The following is an 18,874-nucleotide window of genomic DNA, read 5'->3' on the forward strand; positions in this document are numbered from 1 at the left end:
GGAAGGAGCCGAGTGGCCCTGTCGGGTTAACGGGCCTAGAACCATTCCATTAGGCGGCCCCGGCCGGTGTTGCGAGCACCGACCAGGGCCTTGATCGCTACCTACGCGAGATAGGCAACGACCCAATGAACGAATCTAACCGCTCCGACCGTTCCAGCTCGTCGGGCCCCGGCGATACCCCGGAGTGGGTGCCCACACCGGACCAGCCGTGGCGACCTATCCCTGACGGCGAGGACGGAGACAGCTACCAATTCGACTACGGCGCGGACTGGTGCGTTGACCGGGCCAGCCATCCGCAGTTCCACGGCGGGTACCCGTCACCGAACCACCACCACACCGAGTGCCGCAGCTATGACGGCTTCTTTGGCGCCCTGGACGTTGCCGGACGGCCGGGTTACTTCTCGGCCTACCTGGTGCGCCCGTTCCGGTTCGGCCAGCTCGGGCACGCGCCGGATCAGACCCGGTTTGCTATCGAATTCGAACCGGCCAAGGACACCGGTGGGGAGCCGTTCCGGTGCACCGTCCACCCCGCCAGCATCCGCAACCTCGCGGCGTACCTGGCCCACACGGCCGATGTAGAGGACGGCTGGCGACCACTCCGGCACGTCGGTCAAGGACTGGCTGACTCCTAGCCCGGTGCAGCCCGGCCAAACGCACGCTGAGGCGTGCGTGCTGTCTGACCGTGAGGCGCAAGTGGTACGGCTGCTGCTGTCCGGTCTCCGGGCGCCCCTGATCGCTCGGCAGCTCTACCTGTCGCCCAGCACTGTCCGCAACCAGTTGTCCATGGTGTACCGAAAGCTGGGCGTCAGTTCGCAGCAGGAGCTGATCTTGCTGTTCTACGGGTTCTGGTGCGACGGGCGCACCCCGGCCGCCCCGCTAGGCGCCGAGGTACTGCGACAACCACGGCCGCTATGCGCGGCCTGCCGCACGCCTTGGTGGCATTGACCCCGGCGACCACCACCACGACGGCAGGTGAGGCGTTCGCATCCCTGCCGTCTTGGGAATGTGTAACACCGGCGAGCGAGTCGATGGCCAAAACCATAACGGAAGCGTTATGGTTTTGACGGAGGTGGCCAGGTGGATCTAGCGCGGAAGCGGCTGTGGGATGTGGCAGTCGACCAGTATGGCTACGTCACGCTCCGGAACGCTGACGACCTCGCTATCGATGGGTATGCCGTGCGGATGCTGGCCGCCCGGGGACAGCTCGACCGGGTGGCGCATGGTGTGTACCGGTTCCCGCAGTTCCCGGCCGGCGAGTATGACCCGTACATGTTGGCCGTGCTGTGGACCGGCGCCGCGGGCGCGTGTCTCAGCCATGACACTGCCCTTGCCTCCTACGAGGTGTGCGACATCAACCCTGACCGCATCCACGTGACGCTGCCGAGGGACCGCCGGATCCGGCGCCGTGGCGGTGAGCTGTACGTGGTGCATCACGAGGACCTCGCCGCTGAGCAGATCGGGTGGTGGCAGCAGATCCCGACGGTGACCCTGGCAACCGCCATCGCGCAGTGCATCACCAGCGGTGTGCCTGGCTATCTTGTGCGGCAAGCGCTGACCACCGCTCGTGACCGGGGCCTGCTCACGCAGGCAGCTGCGGATGGCCTGTCCCAGGAACTGGAGGCGCGGGATGGCGGCTGATGACCTCGTCCCAGCAGGATCCGATCCATTAACTCGTCTCACCTCATTGGGTGAGCGCGGCAAGGAGCCGGCCTCTAAGAGCATCCTCAACGCCTGGGTGAACCAAGCCCAGGCGCAGGTCGGCCTCGACACAGGCCGGCTCGGCTGGCTGGTCGCCTCGACCGTGGTCGTCGCCGCCCTTCAGCGCGCGATCGACGAGGAGGGCCGGACACGCTTCCTCCTGAAAGGAGGCACCTACCTGCAACACCGCCTGTCCTGGAGCGGCCGGCCGACGAAAGACATCGACGGAATGGTGCGAGGCGATATCGATGAGTTCCTTGCCGCCCTCGACGACGCGCTACGGCTGCCGTGGGGCCCGCTCGTACTGACCCGCGACGCGATCGAGGTCATCAATACCCCCGGCAAGATCATCAAACCGCGACGGTTCGACGTTCTCGTCTCCCTCAAGGGTCAAGTCTGGCGAAGAATCCAGATCGAGATCGCAGCCGACGAGGCAGGGGCCATCTGGGGAGCAAGACATCCTCGCCGCCCCGGGCCTGCACCACTTCGGCCTGCCCAGTCCGGACCACCTAGTCGGAATCGCCATGCGGTTCCAGATCGCACAGAAATTCACGCCGGAACCGACCCACACGATCCACCTGACCTGCGCAACGACCGGGCCCGTGACATCGTCGACCTGCTACTGCTGCGCGACCTGGTACATGCAGAACAGTCGCCCACTGCTGCGGAAGTAAGACAGGCCTGCGTCTCGTTGTTCGAGTCACGGTCCGCGGAAGCCCGTGAGCTTGGGCGCCCGGAACGCAGGTGGCCGCCCGTTGCGATTGCCCATGAGCACTGGTCCCGTGACTACTCGGTAGCCGCGACAGCAGGTGGCGTCACGGTGTCGCTCGCGGACGCGGTCGGCGAACTCAACAGGTGGATTGCCTTGATAGACGCGGCCGGGTAACCACGCTGGTCAGCGTCTGTGGCCGGAGTGGCCAGCGCTCTGAAGCGGCTGTTCGCGCTGGCGGTGCTGACCTCGGAGCTCATGGAGCGCGGCATGCTCGCGCGGGGCCTGACGCGGGCGCAGGCATCGGTGTTGTGGGCGCTGCATCAACGCGGCCTGATCACCCAGCGGGAGCTGGCTGATCTGATCGGGGTGACCCCGTGCAACATCACCGGGCTGGTGGATGCGCTGAAGGGCGATGGCTTCGCCGAGCTCGGTCCTCATCCGACCGACCGCTGCCATCGATGGGTCCGGCGGCCGGCGGAGGTCATTTACGTCCGATCGGCGGCTGGTGTTGCTTTTGCTGGCCGGGGGATGGACAGCAGCATCGGCGTGATGGACACGCCGCGGCTTCGGGACAGGTCGGCGGCCGTCTCGGTCAGCGTGGAAATCAGCTCCGGGCCTGTTCGCGCTGCTGCAGCAGTCCGGCGGCTTCCTTTCACGGTCCACTGATCGAGGGGCCACCAGCCGACGACATAGACGCCTGCTTTCGCGCTCGCTTCGGGGAGGTATCGATCGGCGAGCTGTGTGGTGATCGAGGCTGCGACGCCGGCGTTCCAGTTCCCCTTGATCTCGACGGGCACGGTGCAGGGGGCTGCGGTCTGGTGCCGGACCTGAATGAGGAGGTCGGGATGGTCGCCGGCGCCGTAGGCGTTCGTCGGCTTGATCAACACCTCTCGGTTGACCACGACTCTGCGGTGTAGGCGTAGTTCCAGCTGGTTGGCCAGGTAGCCGACCAGCGCACTTTCCGTCTTTGGGGACCAGAGGTCGTCGCGTGGGTCCGCCTCTGGGTGACGGAGCCGTATGCCTTTGTCCTTGGCGGCCGTGGCGACGGCGGTGGGTACGCGGTCCCACAGGAGTTCCCCGTGTGTCGGGATACGGTTCGCGATGTCGTGGAGCGTTTCGACGACGAGACGTGCCAGCTCACTGTCGCTGCGTACGAGGCGCCGCGAAGGGTCGTCGATGACTTCGGTGAGTTCGGCAACCTCGGGTGCGGCCCAGCCGATCTCGGCAAGCTGGCTCCGGACTCTGCGTTCCGCGCTGACCAGTTCAATCGCGTCCTCGGTCGCGATTGCTTCGCGAAGCAGTTCGAGAGTCCTGGCTGTGGCGCGCTGGCTGACCGCTTCGAGGGTGCGGCCTCGGAGCCGTTGAGCCTCCTCGTGCTCGTCCACCACGTGGACGCCTTGGACGTTGATGTCGTCGGATTCGGGGAGGAGTTCGCGTAGCCACAGGTAGAAGGCGACGAGATCGTCGTCATCGAGTGCGGGTAGGTTGACGCCGTAGTAGTTGTGGTTAGCGATGGCGTACACGACTGGCCGAGCGGTCACGGGGTCGGTGCCCGCGGCGTCACGAATTGTTGGCCACGCAGATGACGGTTCGGTGCTCATCAGCACCGCCGCTGCCGCCAGCGCAAGCGGCGTCGGCGCGTTGCCTTGCTGGAACGTGAGTGCAGCCCGAGCTTCGTCGACGCCCCCGTCGACCTCGGCGTGGATGAGAAGCGATGCGAGGTCGCGCCAGGCTTGAACAGCCAGGTTCTCGGCGGCGTCCTGCTGGGGAAGGACGATGTCGGCGTCGGATCGATGTTCGATGGCCGCGCGGATCGAGCGCAGGAGGGCGAGGAGTTGTTGGCCGAGTTCGGGCCGGATTACGGTGCCGATGGTGTCGATGCCGTAAGGGATGCTGCCGCGTTCGAGGGTGTTCTTTACGAACAGGGCGAACGCTTCGGCGAAGGCGTCGGGTGCGGCGTCCGCGGCAGCGCGGACGAGGCGGGTGTGTCTGTCGGCGGATTCGGATTCGGTGAGATACCAGATGATCGCGCCGACCCAGCGTTCCCATGGGACGACCGAAGGGGTTTCCGTGTCTCGGTCGACGATGCACAGGGCGAGATAGCCAGCCCACGCTCGTTTGTCGTACTGGCTGGTGCCCAGCCATTCCGTGCGTTGGTCGTCTTCGTGCGAGAGGTAGGCCCGTGCTGCTGCCCGAAGCCGGTCCGGGCCGTCCGGGCCAAGCACCGAGATGCCGGGGTAGGTGAGTAGGTCGTCGTTGAAGGTCGGGTCGTGTCCCGTGCCGGTGCGCGGGTCGAACTGAAGCTGGTAAGCCAGATGCCAGAACAGCTCAGGGCTGCCGGATTCGATGCGTGCCAGTAGCTGGCGCGCTCCGCTCGCGAAGCCGTCGGCGCCGTCCCACGAATCGTCGGTAGACTCGGCGTCACGCTGCCTGCGCCAAGCTCGGGCTGCCCAGGAGTCGACACTCATCCCTGTGAACAGCGATGCGATGCTTTCGGCTTCTGGCCCTATCCGCTGAAACAGCTCGTAAGCCAACTCGAAGTCATCGGGGCTCGCCAGCTCGGACTTGGCGACCTCCAGCGCTCGGTCGATCCGCCGCTTGGGCGTGCGGAGGCGCTTGCTGATCATCTCAGCGCTGAGGCCGAATGCGGCGAGCTGCTCGGCGGCGGCTTGATCGAAGACCGACAGGCCGGTCCGGTGTTCGTTTTCGTGCCACTGCTCGACGATGCGGTCCAAGTCCTCGCCGATCTCGCCCGAGAGGAGCATGACCGGCACGGTGGGTCGGCAAGCCTCAATTGCGGCCAGTGTGCGGCGCTGGCCGTAGCGGACCTGTGCCCCCTCGCTGGTGCTCAGGGCGACGATGGGCACCAGGACCCCGTGCTCGCGAATAGAGGCGACGAACTCCTCCGTCAGGTCGCCTCTGCGACGGATGTTGCCCGTTATCAGCAGGGCGCGTGGGTCCAGGTGGACGAGTTCGCTGCGGCTTTCGAAGGTCTCGGCCGCAGCCGTCGCGGCGCTGGTCGGGTCCGGTTGCGTGGCGGTGCGGGCGGGTGCGGTTTTCGTGGGGCTGGGCATGTCTGATGGGTTCCTTTCGGGTATGGGATTCTGTTGGAGCGGGTGCCCGGCCTAATTCCAGTAGGCCGGGCACCCCTTACGACTGCAGGGAGCTAAACGACTGCGGTCAGGTGACCCGGCAGCCGGCATTCGGCGACCGGGGTTGGGCGCCAGTCGAGATCGCGCTGCACCACCACCGGGGAAAGCGTGGGGATGGCCAGCCTGCACAACTCGTACAGGTCGACGTATCCCCAGTCGGCGCCTTCGGGGTTACCCAGGCAGGCGTAGCCGAACGCTGTGCCGCTGCGGCGGTCCAGTTCGCAGATCCACCAGTCGCAGCCGGCGGTGAAGTAGTGGAGCATGATCGTTTTACAGGCGAGCGGTACTCCGTCGGTGGCATACAGGGCCGGGATCTGGGCCAGCTCGTCCGGCGGCGGGAAGAAGTCGTGGCCGCGGAGTACCCGGTGCGGTTCGACCGCGCGCGCTCCGACCGACTGCAGTACGGCGGCGACTTCTTCGCCGGTCCTGTCGGTCATCGTGGCACCCGCGCAATGGCGCGCCACTCGGTGATTGCGGCTGACATTTGTTGGTTACCTCCTGCTCGTAGGGCAGGGGATCGAGCGCCCCTGTTGATAGCTATGGTGTAGCATGCTAAAGGTAGCAAGCAACAGGGCAATGAAGGCAGGTCTTTATCTTTAGTGCGACTTGCTACAGTGCGCGCATGTCTAGGACGGCGCGGTGAGCACACTTCCGGAGTTCGTGATGCGCGCGGAGCTACTTCAGCTTCTGGGCATCAGCCCGTCGCGCCTCGTACAGCTCCAGAAGGAGCCGGACTGGCCGGAGGCAGTCCAGGAGCTAGTTGCGGGCAAGCTGTACCGCACTACCGATATCCAACGGTGGGCGGACAAGCGTGGCCGCGTACTCCACCCCCTCGATGCTGGGCGTCAGCCAGGACGCCGGCATGCAAAACGGGAGCCCTAGCCGCTCACTCCGGCTGCGAGATTCGCCCTTCCTGGTGAGTGAGGACGGCAGGTTTGAGGGGGTAAAGCCGAGTTTATCGAGGTATGCCAGCCATGACAGACGGCTGATACGCGCCCGCCGACGGCCCTTCATGCACCTGTTCCGTCTGCTATCCCAGCGTCGGTCGACGACCGGAGCAGAACGGTCGGCGGGTTAGCCCAACAGCCTGTCAATGACGGCGAGAATGGCCGCTAACGGAACGCTCAAGAGAAGCCCTGCGAAGAAAAGCGCGTCGTTACTGCGTTGCTGGTTAGAAGCATCGCTCGACGTCCATCGAACCGGTGGTACCTGTCCGCTGCCGCTGGCGGAAGTCCACAGGAGCTCAGACTCTTGTGCAACAGAAGGTGAGGCGAAGTCTAACTGCTGCCTTGACGGCAATTGACCCAGAGTCAGTGTGGTGGTCAGTCGTAGAGGAAGGTAGTACTTGTTATTGGGTACCTTCGCCAACTCAAAGCTACTCGACAGAGCTACTGGCAGAGTGCCGGTGCTCTGGGCATTAGCGTTCCCGCGGTCGTTGGCCTCAAGAGCAGGCATAAGCGTTTGAAGAGCTTTGCCCATCCGTCGCAGTTGCTCATCCTTTCGCTGCACCCAGTCCGCGAAGCTACCCTTTCCGTCCGGCGCGGGTCCGGATGATGGAACCTCGGAGGGAGAAAGTTCCTCGAAGGGCGGCGCCGTCAATGACGAGGTCAAGATCTCCCTGGTTAGGGTTGCTTCATTCTGAGCTCCCACAGCCGGCAGTGCCCCTGCTGCACTTCCGCGTCCCTCTACGCTGACGGCTTTCGGTAACGACCACTGGAGCAGGCTTCGACCGGCAGGAACGGAAACGACATGGGCACCGGAAGTTATGCCGGTGACTGAGATGTCGGCCTGCCAAGGACAACGTCGCGAGGACTGCCCAGTCTGTCGTAGGTCCCAAGAGTGGTGATTGCAACTGCCGAGGACGTGACATCAAGTGGACGCCAGTGCGTGTCCGAGCTCGGAGCAGAGGGAGTCCTCTTACTGCTGCCTAACGAGAAGTAGGAGACCGGGCCAGTTGGGGCCATGTCGCCACTGAGCAGGAGGACGGACGGCTTCTCGGAGGACCACGACACCGAGACAAGGGGGGTTAGGGCTGGAGGCTTCGCTGATCGCCACAGCGAGAGACCTCTTAACGTATCTGTCGCCCTCTTGTACCAAAGGAAACAGTCCGCCTGTCAGCTGCGGGGGGCTAGCCAGGCGCGGATTCTCGTGCAGTAGGAGGAATCCCCCTAAGGCCTGAAGCAACCGTGACGAGGACGAACGTAACAATAGCGAGCTTTCGACGCCACGTTGAGCCGCCAGCAGAGCCCGGAGGTGTGGGCGATGGTGTGGGTGGGTTTGCGGGGTTGACTGGTGGTGTGGGTGGGGTTGCGGGGTTGGCTGGTGGTGTGGATGTCGGGTTGCTTGCGTTACCCGCACTCGGATCAGTCACGTTCGTCCCCTGTCCAGGCCACAGAACAAAGTGCTTACCGACCCGGCCAGCGTCGGCCACTCCTATCCGCTGGCGGAAATGATGTCACGGATTGCGGCGAGTGGGCGTCCCGGCCTCTGGGCCGGTCAGTAGCCCGGCCCAGGCGTGCTGGGTGAGCCGTCGGCGCGCAGCAGGCGGCGGATCTGAAACAGCGGATCGTCGCCGCCGCGGTGGCCCCATACGACACCCAGCTCGCCGGCGACCTGGGCGACGGTGTGACCGTCCTGGCCTACCCCGACGCAGACCTCCGCCGAGCCCGCTCATGTCATTAGGCATGCGGCGATCAACGAGTCGGTGCCTAGGCCGGCGTGCGCTTGCGGATGGTGTTGAGGGCGGTGACGGCGGCGCGGTCGGCGTGGGGGAGGGTGTGAAGGTACTTCTGAGTCGTGGTGATGGAAGAGTGGCCCATGCGTTCTTTTACGACTTGTATGTCGGCGCCACCGGCGAGAAGCCAGGAGGCGTGGGCGTGGCGGAGGTCGTGGAAGCGGACCTGGAAGGTGATGCCGGCGGCTTGGAGGGCGGGGTTCCAGATCATGCGGCGAAACCAGGCGCGGGGGATGTGGCCGTCGGTGTCGAGGCGTCGAGGTTGGCGGGGGCTGTCGTTGCCGGCGGCGCGGCGGTCGGCGCGGTAGGCGGCGCAGGCGTCCTTGCAGTGTTGGCAGCGGCACCTGCCCGGGCCGTAGGCGCTGGTGGTGCCGTGCCGGTACTGCCGCCCCTTCTCGTTGGGTTCGGTGAGCCCAAGCTTCTCCGGATCAGGGAGTGATTCCGGGCGGACCCTGCGGCGAGACTCCGACTGATCCGGCGCGCGGAACAGCAGATCGTCCGGCTCCATCCCCCGGGCGTACTCGCGAAGTTGGCCGAACATGTGCTCGGACAGGGTGACCGCGCGCCACTCGGTGTCCTTCGGGTACTGCTTGACGAAGAACCGCTGCCCGGCGGGGTTGAATTTCGCGGCGAGCTCGCCGGCGACGCGGGAGACGGTGATGACCCCGATGTCGAGGTCGACATCGCGCTTGCGGAGTTCGATGAGCTCGCCCCAACGAAGCCCGGTCTCGACGTCGGTCTCGACGAGCAGCTGCAACTCCTTGGTGGGGATGGCGTCATAGAGGGCGCCGAACTGGTCCGGGGTGATGATCCGCCGGCGCTTGGTTGCGACGGTCGGGGTCTTCACGCCCATGCAGGGGTGCAGGAAGGTGATCTGGTCATTTAACGCCGTCGTAAAGATGGCGGAGAGGACGGTCATGGCGTAGCGGATGGTCGGCGGGTTCACCTCGTTCACCTGGAGCTTTGCGACCCACTCCCTCACATCTGAGGGCAGTACATCGACCATCCGGAATTCGGCAAAGGTCGGCATGATGTGTCGGTTCAGGCTGTAGGTGTAGTTCTGTCGGGTGGTGAGCTCGATGACGTGGTTGGGGAACCAGACGTCTTCGACGTAGCGCTTGAACGACAGCCGCCCGCGGTGAGACTGACCCCCGCGGCCCTCGGCTACCTTCGCCTCGGCCTGCTGCCACGCCTTGTTCGCGGCCCTCAGGCTGGTGAATGTGCCGGCGGAGCGGCGGTGGCCGCGGGCATCCTCGTAGTAGGCGGTGTAGCGGACGTCGCCGCTCCGACCCACTCGCTTTCGAGACTGACCCATGCCCTGACACCCCGTCCTTTTGATGTGGTGATCGTAAGCTGTGTTGACCCTCATTTGACCCTGAGCGGAGACTGCGGCATGGGTCAGCACCAACCAATACGAGATGACATCGGCCGACTGAACCCCAGCTGAATAGGGGGCTCAGAACGTCTCAGCCCGGTACGGGCGGGGCGGGGTGGACGCTAAATCACCGTTCGCATCGAGGGGGCCAGGGGTTCGAATCCCCTCAGCTCCACCATCGTTGTCTATTCAAACCCCGGCCAAATCGGTGACCGGCCGGGTTTTGGATCGAATCATCCGTTTCGGGCAACTGAGGCGTTTCCCTTGCCTGAGCTTCTACGGCGCGGGAAATCACGGCTGCTGAGCGGACCTCCGGGCCAAGCAGGAGCGCGAACGGATCGGCCATTTGTTGAACCGGGCAGTCCCGTCTTCATCGACGTAGATCTTGTCGAAGAAGGCTTGGTTGAGCTGTCGGTTGAGCTGTCGGTGACGCTCCCGGGTAGGCGGCCTGGCAGTCCGGCAAGTAGGCGATGCAGGTTTGCAGGTTGGCCTGGACGCGGACGTGTTCGGTGCTGGCCCGTCAGCCGCTGTCCGAGCGCGGACTACCCCGCGCGATCACGGCGAAATCGGCGTGCGTCAGCTCGGGAGGGCGGCTGAACTGCTCGCCTGTAGATGAAATGCCTGTACCCACGGGTATCTAATGAATCTTCCGAAGTGTCTACATTCGATCACTGCAAGGTTTAACTTGCTGTCTTCTGACAGTGCTCCGCCCCTAAGCAGGGTGTCCGCCCCTAAGCAGGGTGTCTCCTGATCTGTCCCGACTGCGGGGTACGGGGTGAAGCGGCGGTCGGGTGCGCTGCGCGTGGGCCTGGCGCGGGCGGGTGCGTCGGCTGGCACAGGCGCTTTGTTCATGCCAGCGGCGGGCCGCCTGCTCGACACACGTAACGGCACCGGTGGGTACTCGAGCCCGATGCCCGCGCAGACGGTGCGGACGGTCACCGCGGCTGGAGTGGCCGGGATTCCAGCTACCGGTGTCAGCGCCCTCGCACTGACGCTGACTGCGGTCGGCTCGGCCACGATCGGGGCCGTCAGCGTGGCACCCGGCGATGTCCCCACGCCAACCGGGGACGGCACTGGTATTCGATCCCGGCGACTCTGGAACGGTCACCGCTGAAGATGGCACCGCTAACCCGATGGACGCGGCGCTGACCGCCTTCAATTGGATGCAAGACCATCTGGCAGAGAACGGCCAGACGCGTGCGCAAGCCCGTCCGACTTGCCCCGCCGGCCACGCACACCCTGCCATCTGCCAGAACCGGAGGGGTTTTCTGTACCTCGTCTGTCCGGCGATCTCGAAACGGTTCGAAGAATCATTTAGTCCTCGGGGCGCACGATCAGCGGACTGTGGCCCGAGTGGGCTGGCTGCGCAGGGACCTTCGGACGGGCGCCATTATGCGGTGCCTATAGCCGCCATCTGGCTGTTGTACCGGGCGGCTATGGCATGTGGTTGGCTGGCGCTCTACTGCGCGGCTTCGTGAATTTCCGCCTGCCAGCAAATGTGAAATCTGTAAGGGGTGGGTGATGAACCGCTCGCTTGTCCACGCAAAGCTAATCGGCACTCACACCCGACGGTCGGCGGCTTCCATGCATTCAGTCAAGGAACGTAAACGGGCGTGGTCGTTGAGTGCTTCGTAGGACATGCGGCGTTCGGCGCCCAGGACGGCCCGGCGCAGCTGCCTTCGCTGGGTCGCACCATGGGCAAGGTCGCCCCAGCTCTCAGCCCAGCCGCCGCCGTGGAGAGTTCTTTGTCGCCGCTGTGGGAGCAATGTCCTCGAACGCCGTGTGGGTCGGCCGCGACCGGCTGCACATCGCGATCGTGATTTGGATCGAGCGCACTTACCATTGCCGGGAGCAGCAGCCAGCTCCCGCTGAACCGACTGACCCGAATCATCATGACCAGACCGCCGCCCAAGGGCCCACTAACTGCCCTGCATCATCACCAACCGTTACTCTTAGTCATGTAACTGCCCTGTTGCCCCTTGGGTTAAACTTGGCTACTATTGTCCTATATAAGCAGATGTGCAAGTTGCTTAGTGATGGTGTGCTCATGCTCGATACGGAGGACATATGACCGTGAGCCTGATCGGGGCTCGGCAGCGGAAGGTAAAACATCACTTCAATTTTTATCGGCTTGTTATTGGTCATTTCAATGTTCATCGGCATGTGATTAATTCTGACGAGGCCCATAGGTCCTCTATTCTCCGGCCAGTTTTATGGCGTCGGCACCCGTGGCTCAAGTGATACGAGGCATGAATTGGTGGTGCCACGCTGCCGCGTTGGTTGACGCAGATGGTGGCGCCCACTGGATGGCCGAGGAAGAACGGTTCACTCGGCACCGGCACGCCCGGAGGAAATTTTTGGCAACCGTGGCTAGTGCCTCGTTGCGCTGGCGGTCCAAGATTGTCGTCCGCGGCCTCGAACGGCTGGCGGTCCGACTGTCCACCTAACCCGTGCACCTCGCACACAAACAGAAAGGATGCACCATGCACGATGTCAAACGCACAGGAACTCACCGGATGCGTTGGATGCTCAGTCTGATCTTCGCATTCCTGATGCTGCCGGCTTTGGTCGCAGCACCCGCGCAGGCCACACCGTCACGCTCCCCGAAGATCCCGCCAGTCGCGGTGGTGTGGGTACAAATTGAGGGCGCCGACGGCACCCTCTTCTCAGGTCGGGTGGTGACGAGAACGCACGACGTCACTACCGAATCCGGCGGCACGCGCACTTGTGACGGCACCAACTACGATGCAAACCCCACTCCCGGACCGACCGTGACCGGTGCGCTTGACGATGCGGCGAGTGCCAACGGGTTTACTTGGGACGGCACCCACTGGGCGCAATTTGACGACTTCTTCATCGAGACGATCAAGGGTGAGTCAGGGTCTTCGAACACGTACTGGAGTCTCTGGGTCAACGGGGAATATCTTCAGGTCGGCGGATGCCAGTACCAAGTCCGCACCGGCGATACCATCCTGTTCAAGATGGACTCCTTCTAAGGAAACTGAAGACCAGTGCGCTGGCAAGCTCCGAGCTAAATGCGGTACTGGACGGCTGCTTGAATCAATCGCTAACCGTCGCCATGCCGGTGTCGCCGACCTTTGGCGACATCGGCATGGCGGTTTACCCCAGGACCCTGCCACTGAGTGAACCGGCCGACTTGCGCTGTTCCCGGATTAGAAGCGTCACGCCGACGTGAGTCACCGGACCCAGAACACAGGTTCCTGCTGAGCGCCGTGTCTGGGGGCGGGTTCCGAGCGGGCAGGAGTCTTATCGGGCGCGTGTTGGGCTCCGGGTCAGCCAGTGTCAAGTACCAGGTCCGCACCGGCGATACCCATCGTGTTCACGATGACCTCTTTCTGAGGGACTGAGGATCAGCGTGCCGGAAGCCCCGCGCTAGTGCGGTGCTGACGGTGCGCAAAACGTCAATCATCACCATGCCGGTGTCGCCGAAGGTTGGCGCCACCGGCATGGGTGTTTACCCTCAGGACGCCGCCACTGCTTGAACCGCGTTAAGGCTCGACTCGATAATCAGGCTGGCTTAGGCCTCGCGCGTCGGTATACGGGTCACGAGCCGCTGCTGAGGAGAAACTTCGCTGCCTAGGCGCAGGGTCGGCGAAGGCGAGTTGCTAAACCAGGAATCCACCGACTCAAAGATCCTGCCCGTGACCGAGATACTCCAGTATGAATTCGAAGACTCTGACTCACCCATTGATCGTCTCGATGAAGTAGTCCTCGTATTGCGCGTGGGGGGTGCCGTCCCCAGTAAACCCGTAGGCACTCGCTGCATCGTCAAGCGCACCGGGTCACGCTCGGTCCGGGAGTGGGGTTTGCATCGTTGCTGGTGCCGTCACTAGTGCGCGTGCCGTCCGATGCGGTAGTGACGTCGTGTCAGATTTTTCCTGGTTGTATTCTAACCGGCACGATGTGCTACTTTGACCGGCGACAGGAAGATGACACCTCTTTGCAGAGGATGTATGAACGTCACCTAAACGGGGCTCGGCAGCAGACGCCACTGCATCTCCATGGCCCCTCGAACGACTGCCAGCTCGACTGCCACTAACCCGTGCATATCGCACACAACAGAAAGGACCACACATGCAAGATGTCAATCGTTCAGGTGCTAGCCGTATGCGCTGGATGCTAGGCCTGCTCTTCGCATTCCTGATGCTGCCGGCTTTGGTCGCAGCACCCGCACAGGCCATATCATCCAACACCTCGGCGGTCCCGCCAGTCGCTGTGGTCACGGTGCAAATCGTGGACACCGACGGCACCGTCCTCTTCTCAGAGCGGGTGGTAACGCGTACGCACGACGTCACTACCGAATCCGGCGGCACGCACACTTGTGACGGCACCAACGGCGGTGCGAACTCCACGCCCGGACCGACAGTGACCGGTGCGCTTGACGATGCGGCCAGTGCCTACGGGTTTACCTGGGACGGCGTCTACTACTCGCAATTCGACGACTTCTTCATCACGGAGATCAATGGTCAGTCAGGCACTTCGAACTCTTACTGGGCCATCACGGTCAACGGGGAATACCTTCAGGTCGGCGGATGCCAGTACCAGGTCCGCACCGGTGACACCATCACGTTCACGATGACCACCTTCTGAGGGACTGAATACCAGCACGCCGGAACCGTCGCGCTAGTGCGGTGGTAACGGTTGCGCAAAGCTTAATCATCACCCCTGCCGGTGTCGCCGAAGGTTGGCGACACCGGCATGGGCGATCTACCCGTACCTCCACCCCGTAAAGCCGCAGGTCAGAGGCCCTTCCGAGCGATCGGGACGGGCCTCTGACGGCGTTCCGGGGGCGAAGTGTCACAGGCTCATGGCGCGCTGGGCCTCCCGCAGGCGGTTGTTCGCGCCGTTCTTCACGACGTGCGCGTAGAACGCCATCGTGACCTTCGGGCTGCTGTGCCCGAGCGTCTGACTGACCAGGGGGTGAGCACGCCCAGGTCGATCAGGTGCGACCCGTAGCCGTGCCGGGCGTCGTGCCGGCTGGCGACCGGCACCCCGGCCTGCCCGGCCAGCGCCCGAAGCGGTCGCCGTGCCAGCGTGGAGCGACCGCGCGGCCGAGCTAGCCCCGCCGTGTCTGTCGCACATCCGGATCTGTCTAGGCAGTCCGCTGGGGGCGCGGGTCACGACCAGCACGCAGTCCGACGGCGACACGCAGGTCCGACATGTCGGACGTGCGGCCTAGCGTCTGCGCCGTTGGGGCCCCTCTGCCTTCGACCCTCGCTTCCCGGCTGTGGCGAGGGTCGTTGTGCGTCTCTGCTGCCCATGTGACTGCACTAGCCGACGCTGGGGTGGTCTGCCGCGTATGGTGGCGCCATGATTGTGGCACCTTGCCATGAATAGTCAGGCTCGACCGGCCGCCTGCGGTGAACCATTTTGAGGAGCTCAGTTTATGTCTCGCACGGATGATCTGCACGGCGTTAGGCACATTGCGATATCTGCGGATGGCAATGGCGAATGGGCCACGAGACGGAACCTTCCCCCATCAGCAGGTAATGAGAAAAGCCAAGACGCGTTTCTCGCCGTCCTGGCTACCTGCCTTGAGATCAACCTCCCGTATCTTTCGCTTCATGTTTTCTCTTCGGAGAACTGGGGAGAGTCAACGGACGAGGTACGGGACCTGGTCAGTGCGTTCACAGAGGTTTTAGAGAAGAGATGTGAAACATTTTTAGACCTAGGTATCAGGTTTGTGTGGGCAGGGAAGGAAGCCGACCTGCCGCCGGAGTTATTAAACGCTATCGCCAGGGTGGAGGCTGCAACCGCAGACAACTCGCGACTGTGCCTGCAGCTTTGTCTCAACTACGGCGGTCACGCAGAGATACTGCATGCGGCAAAGGGTATGGCGCGCGCAAGCGAAGCAGGCCAATTAGAGCTGTCCACTGCCACAGAGTCGGACTTCCGTCGCTATCTCTACTCGCCGGATATACCTGACGTAGACCTATACATAAGGACGGCTGGCGAGCTGCGATTGTCTAACTTCATGCTATGGCAGTGTGCGTATGCGGAGCTTGTGTTCACCGACGAGCTCTGGCCTGACTTCCGCAAAGAGCATCTTCTTTCCGCCATTCAGTCGTACGCAGCTCGACGGGCGACGTTTGGGGGGCTTACGTAGGCCCCACGCTAGTCGGCTTGAATTCATGTCTGTCGTATGTAGCCCGGCTCTTGGTCGCGTTGCGCGACCCCCGGCTCCCGGCTGGGCGAAGGTCGTCGTGCGTCTCTGCTGCACATGAGACTGCACTAGCCGATGCCGGGTGGTCTGCCACGTATGGTGGCGCCATGATCCCTTTTCGGCGGCTCGTCCCGATGTGTTGCGTCGTGGCACTTGCGGTCAGCGGCTGCGGCAGCGACTCGGCCGACAAGCGCAACGCCAAGGCCGCGACCGCCAGCGGCACGCCCAGCGTCAGCGCGAGCGCCACGCCCAGCGCGGACCAGACGGCAGCGGTCGCTCTTGTCTTCAAGACCTACAAGGCGGCGGTCCTCGCTAAGGACGGCCCAGCGGCGGTTGACGTCGTGGCGAATACGACCTATGAGTTCTACGACCAAGCCCGGGTCTCAGCATTGGACGCGTCAAAGCAAGAGCTGGCCGCCTTGGCGCCGGCGAAGCGCATGACCGCATTGGTCATGCGCGGGTCCCTCCAGGCTGACGTTCTCCGGTCGTCCACTCCCAAGCAACTGTTGGTCGCCGCTGTAGACGCCGGTCTCATCGGCGAGGACGGGGTCAAGAGCCTTGAGATCGGCCAAGTGCAGGTCTCAGGTGAGTCGGCGACCGCAGCCGCCAAGGTGCGGGGGGCCGCGACTGACTTTGACCTCGCCTTTGTCCGCCAGGATGGACAGTGGAAGTTCGACCTGCTGCCCCTGCTCGACGTAGGCACGCGGGGATTTGAGACGGCCGCCAAGCAACAGGGCATGACCGTCAACGAGTTCATCGACGCCGCCCTGGAGCAGCAGTACGGCCAGGAGAAGTTCGCTCAGATCGTCAGTCGTCCGCTTGGTCGGTAAGCAGGGTCGTCTCGCGCCGTTGGGCGAAGGCACGCGTCCTAGGCTCGCCTACCGCTCCATCTGGATCTGCCTAGCGCCTCCGTGCCGCTTCCAGCCCGAAGCTAGCCCGGCTGGTCCACGTCTACCGCCCGCACGGGTCTCAAGCTAAGGAGCGGTCGATGTCTACCCAGTCGCCCGCGGAACGGTCTACCCAGTCGCCCGCAGGACGCGGAACCCGCCGCCGGTTGCTCATGGTCGCCGGCCTGGTGGTGGCGATCCTGGTCGCTGCCGGTGTCACGGTCCTGGTGCTCCATCAGCGAAGCGGTGACCCGAACACGGCACACCGGTTACCACTCGACTCCGACAGCAAGCAGGTCAACTCGGCGATCGAGCGTCGCGCCCAAGAGTTCGTGGCCGCGCTACGGTCAGGCGACGAGAGCCGTCTGAGAGCTATGTCGCTCACGCTGGAGGACAGCGACAACGTCTCTGCGTTCGTCACAGCCTTCGGACACCGCGACGTCCGCGTCGTAAGCCTCCAAACCGGCGAGTTCGGCGACACCGGCGATCTGGAGCTCCTCGTGCCGTGCAAGAGCGAACCCGAGCGGCGGGCGCGCGTGCTGTTCAGCTGGAAGCGGACCAGTCTCATCAGCTCGGATTGGTTTGCCATCATCACTCAGCCCGGCGCCGCTGACGTGCTCCCGGCCGGCTGCGCCGCTGCCTGACCTGCGGAGTCACTTCCGGACTTGTCCCCGCGTCCGAGGCCTGCGCCCCCGAGGCACGAACACCTGCTTGTTCCCGACCCATCTTCGGCGGACACTGCAGTGACGCGACAATCCAATAGGTGTCAATGGGGGCGATATGACGACCGGTGGCGTTGGAAACCAAGCGAAAGACCCACGGATAGTCGCGGCCGAGGTGCAGCAGGCAGAGGCTGCGGCGCTCAAGGCCGCCACCGAGGCCGCCGCGGCCCAGCGTCAGGAGCGGGAGGCGATGAGCGAGGCGGCACTCGCGCAGCGTGAGGCCGAACGCCGTAAGGCGGTCGCCGAGGCGGACAAGGCGGTCTCGGACGCACGTCAGACGCAGATCGCATCGCTGATCCCGGACTTCAGCAAGGTGTCGGTTCCCGCCGCCAAGATCGAAGGCGACCAGGCGGTCCGTGGCAACGATCTGGCACGGCACGCGTTGCGCGGCGCAGCCTCCAAAGCTGCGGACCAGATCAAGAACGCAGTGTCGGGAAGTGGCCTCAGACCGCTCGTCCTCGTCACGTCGGATCAGGACCTGGCGACGGCGGACGGCGCGTACGTCGAGGTCGACGCGGGCCTGACCCACCTCACCGAATCGGCCGAGAGCCTGCTGCCGGTCGCGCAGGGCGCAGATTTCGGGATCACGCTTGCAGCAGCGGCGGCGTACGTCCTGCCGGGCTTGCTCTCCATGCTCGCGCCGCGCCAGACGCTCAGCAGCCGGTCTATCGCTGACGACGACACGGCTGCGGTCGCCGCGATCTCCGGTGCCCTCATTGATCAATGCGACGTCCACATCGACGACTTCCGTCTCGTGCCTGCCGCCGGTCTCCTCGAGCGCGAGCGCTACCTTCGGCAACGGCGAAATCTGCTCGCGCAATACAAGCTGAGCCAGGACCGGGTCAGGATCGACGGGGAGACCCGTCGGGCTGAGTTGGCCGAACGACTCACTGCTTTGAACAAGCAAAAGGACGCGTCTAACGGCGCGCCCACCCAGGGCCTGCTGGCCGAGATCGCAGAGGTGACAGCCGCCCGAGACTCGGTGACGGCCGAGGTCTCGTTGGCATCCGTGACCGCTGACACGGTCAATGCGCTGGTGACCGCTATCGATGCATTCTTCATCGCCATCCATACCACGGCCGCCGGAGCGAAACGCTCGGCATTCGTATCGGGCGCGCTCCACGAGGCACTGCGCGTGGCCGTCGACGGCAAGAAGTTCGATGCCGTCGTCTACGTCAAGAGCGCAGGCGGCTCAGTGGACCAGCGCATCGAGGAGTTGTTCTTACGAAAGGATCGGATCGAGTCCACCGCGTCGGTGAGTGTGTCCTATTGGGCGATCAATCCCGCAACCAGCAACGTGCTGGTCTCCGGAGTGGAGACGGGAACGGTGCGGCTCAGCGGCGAGCTCGGCGGGGATGTGACGCTGACGTACATCGAATCGCCCTAGCCGCACTGACGGTTTCAGATCTC

At 64.1% G+C, this 18,874-nt stretch carries 13 protein-coding genes; 10 read left to right on the forward strand and 3 right to left on the reverse strand.

Annotated elements, in window-relative coordinates; translation table 11 throughout:
- Positions 1–188: 188 nt before the first annotated feature.
- From VGB75_01360 to VGB75_01375, 4 genes are all read left to right on the forward strand, one after another.
- Complete coding sequence (locus VGB75_01360; protein ID HEY0165664.1) at positions 189–632, forward strand: hypothetical protein; 444 nt, start codon at positions 189–191, stop codon at positions 630–632.
- Positions 633–669: 37 nt separating this feature from the next.
- Positions 670–945, forward strand: a complete 276-nt coding sequence (locus VGB75_01365; GenBank protein HEY0165665.1) for a helix-turn-helix transcriptional regulator — start codon at positions 670–672, stop codon at positions 943–945.
- A 132-nt stretch (positions 946–1,077) separates the two neighbouring features.
- A complete protein-coding gene (locus tag VGB75_01370; protein HEY0165666.1) occupies positions 1,078–1,638 on the forward strand; it encodes a type IV toxin-antitoxin system AbiEi family antitoxin domain-containing protein in 561 nt (186 codons plus the stop codon).
- Positions 1,628–2,584: a nucleotidyl transferase AbiEii/AbiGii toxin family protein gene (locus VGB75_01375; protein ID HEY0165667.1), complete on the forward strand. Its 957-nt coding sequence runs from the start codon at positions 1,628–1,630 to the stop codon at positions 2,582–2,584. Before VGB75_01370 ends, VGB75_01375 begins: the two co-directional genes overlap by 11 nt.
- Before the next feature lie 311 nt (positions 2,585–2,895).
- Here the strand turns inward: VGB75_01375 and VGB75_01380 are convergent, their stop codons facing one another.
- The 3 genes from VGB75_01380 to VGB75_01390 form a co-directional block, all read right to left on the reverse strand.
- Entirely contained in the window at positions 2,896–5,484 is a 2,589-nt protein-coding gene (locus VGB75_01380) for a ParB N-terminal domain-containing protein (protein HEY0165668.1), read from the reverse strand.
- Between the two features lie 92 nt (positions 5,485–5,576).
- A complete protein-coding gene (locus VGB75_01385) occupies positions 5,577–5,999 on the reverse strand; it encodes a hypothetical protein (protein HEY0165669.1) in 423 nt (140 codons plus the stop codon).
- A 2,271-nt stretch (positions 6,000–8,270) separates the two neighbouring features.
- Positions 8,271–9,590: a site-specific integrase gene (locus tag VGB75_01390; protein ID HEY0165670.1), complete on the reverse strand. Its 1,320-nt coding sequence runs from the start codon at positions 9,588–9,590 to the stop codon at positions 8,271–8,273.
- A 2,564-nt stretch (positions 9,591–12,154) separates the two neighbouring features.
- Here VGB75_01390 and VGB75_01395 point away from each other — a divergent pair.
- The 6 genes from VGB75_01395 (at position 12,155) to VGB75_01420 (ending at position 18,851) form a co-directional block, all read left to right on the forward strand.
- Positions 12,155–12,667 (forward strand): DUF4430 domain-containing protein, encoded by a 513-nt coding sequence (locus VGB75_01395; GenBank protein ID HEY0165671.1) that lies wholly within the window; start codon positions 12,155–12,157, stop codon positions 12,665–12,667.
- A 1,099-nt stretch (positions 12,668–13,766) separates the two neighbouring features.
- Positions 13,767–14,282 carry a DUF4430 domain-containing protein gene (locus VGB75_01400; protein ID HEY0165672.1) on the forward strand — a complete coding sequence of 172 codons (516 nt, stop codon included), beginning with the start codon at positions 13,767–13,769 and terminating at the stop codon, positions 14,280–14,282.
- Between the two features lie 796 nt (positions 14,283–15,078).
- Entirely contained in the window at positions 15,079–15,798 is a 720-nt protein-coding gene (uppS, locus tag VGB75_01405; GenBank protein HEY0165673.1) for a polyprenyl diphosphate synthase, read from the forward strand.
- Between the two features lie 203 nt (positions 15,799–16,001).
- Positions 16,002–16,685: a hypothetical protein gene (locus VGB75_01410; GenBank protein ID HEY0165674.1), complete on the forward strand. Its 684-nt coding sequence runs from the start codon at positions 16,002–16,004 to the stop codon at positions 16,683–16,685.
- A gap of 158 nt (positions 16,686–16,843) precedes the next feature.
- On the forward strand, positions 16,844–17,386 hold the full coding sequence (locus VGB75_01415; protein HEY0165675.1) for a hypothetical protein: 543 nt from the start codon (positions 16,844–16,846) through the stop codon (positions 17,384–17,386).
- Between the two features lie 136 nt (positions 17,387–17,522).
- Complete coding sequence (locus VGB75_01420) at positions 17,523–18,851, forward strand: hypothetical protein (GenBank protein HEY0165676.1); 1,329 nt, start codon at positions 17,523–17,525, stop codon at positions 18,849–18,851.
- Positions 18,852–18,874: the final 23 nt, after the last annotated feature.

It is taken from the genome of Jatrophihabitans sp., assembly GCA_036399055.1.
Taxonomy (GTDB): Bacteria; Actinomycetota; Actinomycetes; order Mycobacteriales; family Jatrophihabitantaceae; genus Jatrophihabitans_A.

Bases quoted from the DNA above. Each gene is read 5' to 3' on its own strand.
- VGB75_01395 (HEY0165671.1), top strand. From the start codon at position 12,155: ATGCACGATGTCAAACGCACAGGAACTCACCGGATGCGTTGGATGCTC.
- uppS (HEY0165673.1), top strand. From the start codon at position 15,079: ATGTCTCGCACGGATGATCTGCACGGCGTTAGGCACATTGCGATATCT.
- VGB75_01385 (HEY0165669.1), bottom strand. From the start codon at position 5,999: ATGACCGACAGGACCGGCGAAGAAGTCGCCGCCGTACTGCAGTCGGTC.
- VGB75_01415 (HEY0165675.1), top strand. From the start codon at position 16,844: ATGTCTACCCAGTCGCCCGCGGAACGGTCTACCCAGTCGCCCGCAGGA.
- VGB75_01420 (HEY0165676.1), top strand. From the start codon at position 17,523: ATGACGACCGGTGGCGTTGGAAACCAAGCGAAAGACCCACGGATAGTC.
- VGB75_01400 (HEY0165672.1), top strand. From the start codon at position 13,767: ATGCAAGATGTCAATCGTTCAGGTGCTAGCCGTATGCGCTGGATGCTA.
- VGB75_01380 (HEY0165668.1), bottom strand. From the start codon at position 5,484: ATGCCCAGCCCCACGAAAACCGCACCCGCCCGCACCGCCACGCAACCG.
- VGB75_01375 (HEY0165667.1), top strand. From the start codon at position 1,628: ATGGCGGCTGATGACCTCGTCCCAGCAGGATCCGATCCATTAACTCGT.